The organism is Streptomyces sp. CO7, assembly GCF_053474865.1.
On record NZ_JBRIOU010000009.1, the window covers coordinates 84,881 to 87,124 of the forward strand.

Consider the following 2,244-nt stretch of genomic DNA (forward strand, 5'->3'; position numbering starts at 1 on the left):
GCTCGCGGCGGCGTCGGCGCGGCGGGCGAGGGCGGCGACGGTCTGGTGGCGGTAGACGTCGCGGGAGGTGACCGCGAGGCCCGCCTGCCGGGCCTCGGCCACCACCTGGATGCTGAGGATGGAGTCGCCGCCGAGGGAGAAGAAGTTGTCGTCCGCGCCGACCCGGGCGATGCCGAGCGCCTTGGCCCAGATGGCGGCGAGGACCCGTTCGGTGTGCGTCCGCGGGGCGACGTGGCGCGCGGTGCGCTGCGCGGGGCCGGGGTCGGGCAGCCGGCCGCGGTCGAGCTTCCCGTTGACGTTCAGCGGCAGCTCGTCCAGCACCATGACCACCGAGGGGACCATGTGGTCGGGCAGGGTGCCGCCGAGCGTGCGGCGGACCGTCTCGGGTTCGACGGTGGCGCCGGGCTCGGGCACCACGTAGCCGACCAGCCGGTGGTGGCCCCCGTCGGCCCGGGCCGCGGCGGCGGCCTCGGCGACGCCGGGGCAGCCGCGCAGCGCCTCCTCGACCTCGCCCGGTTCGATGCGGAAGCCGCGGACCTTGACCTGGTCGTCGGTGCGGCCCAGGTACTCCAGTTCGCCGTCGACGCTCCACCGCACCAGGTCGCCGGTGCGGTACATGCGGCCCCCGGGCGCGCCGAACGGGTCGGCGACGAACCGGGCGGCGGTCAGGCCGGGGCGGCGCAGGTAGCCGCGGGCCAGTCCGTCGCCGCCGAGGTACAGCTCGCCCGGGACGCCCGCCGGCTGAAGGCGCAGCTTCCGGTCGAGGACGTAGGCGCGGGTGCGGGCCACCGGCCGGCCGATCGGCGGCGCCTGGTCCGGGTCCTGGTCGCCGGCGAACCAGGCGGTCGCGTAGACGGTGGCCTCGGTGGGCCCGTAGAGGTTGGCGACGGCGCAGCCGGGCATGGCCCGGCGCAGGTCCCGCACGGTCTGGACGGGCAGCGCCTCGCCCGCCAGGACGACGGTGTCCGCGCTCACCGCGGGGCCGCCGCCGGTGAGCATCCGCGACAGCACCGAGGGCACGCCGCTCACCAGTCCCGCCCGCCGGGGTCCGGTGGCGTCGGCGAGGGCGGGCAGGTCGGGGACGATCTCCACGGTGCCTCCCGCGATCAGCGGGCACAGCAGCTCGAAGACGGAGACGTCGAAGTTGAGCGAGGTGGAGGCGACGACGTGGTCCAGGCGTCCGGCGAACCGCCGGGCGGCCCAGTCGGCCAGGTGGGCCACGCTGCGGTGGGTGACCACGACGCCCTTGGGGCGGCCGGTGGAGCCGGAGGTGTAGATGACGTACGCGGGGTGCTCCGGGTCGCGGGGGCGCTCGGGAAGGGCTTCGCCCGACGGGTCCTCGGCCCGGTCGGTGCGCCGCGCGTCGTCGTCCTCGTCGGCCGGGTCGTCGTCCAGGAGCAGCACCGGGCGGTCCGGCGGCAGGGCGGCCGCGGTGTCGCGGGTGGCCAGGACGAGGGTCGGGTCGGCGTCGGCGAGCATGAAGCGGATGCGTTCGGCCGGGTAGCCGGGGTCGACCGGCAGGTAGGCCGCGCCGGACCTGAGGACCGCCCAGATCGCCGGGAGGAGGTCGGCGGTGCGGGGCAGGCACAGGGCGACCAGCGTCTCCGGCCGCGCGCCGCGCGCCACGAGCCGCCGGGCGAGCCGGGTGGCGCGACGCTCGACCTCGGCGTAGTCCAGGCGGGTGTCGCCGCACACCACGGCGGTCCGCCCGGGGGTGCGGGCGGCCTGCGCCGCGAACAGCTCCGGCAGGGTGGGTCCGCCGTCCGTCCCGTCCTCGTCGAGCGGGGCCTCGCCTGCGCCGAGCAGGGTGCCCCGCTCGTCGTCGGTGAGCAGCGGCAGCTGGGCGACGGTGCGGTGCGGCGCGTCGGCCATGCCCTCGAGCAGCCGGTGCAGGTGGCGGCCGAACCGGGCGGCGGTGCTCGCCTCGAACAGGTCGGTGTTGTACTCGACGGTGAGGTCGCAGCCCCCGTCGGCCGTGGGCGTGAACTCCAGGACGAGGTCGAAGCGGGCGGCGGGCCGGGGCAGCGGGTGCTCCTCCACGCGCAGGCCCGCCGCCCGGGGCGGGTGCGCGAGCGGCGTCTGCTGGACGACGAGGACCTGCACCAGGGGCGTGCGGCTGGGATCCCGGCGCGGCGCCAGCTCCTCGACCACCTGGTCGAAGGGCACGTCCGCGTGGGCGAAGGCGTCAAGGACGGTGGTCCGCAGGGACTCCACCAGCCGGTTGACGGTGAGGGTGTCGTCGAC

1 protein-coding gene is annotated in these 2,244 nt (G+C 77.0%); it reads right to left on the reverse strand.

The window, feature by feature from the left end; translation table 11 throughout:
- Positions 1-2,244 (reverse strand): non-ribosomal peptide synthetase (locus ACOV8S_RS26965; RefSeq protein ID WP_448320977.1); only part of this gene is annotated, 2,244 nt, incomplete at both ends.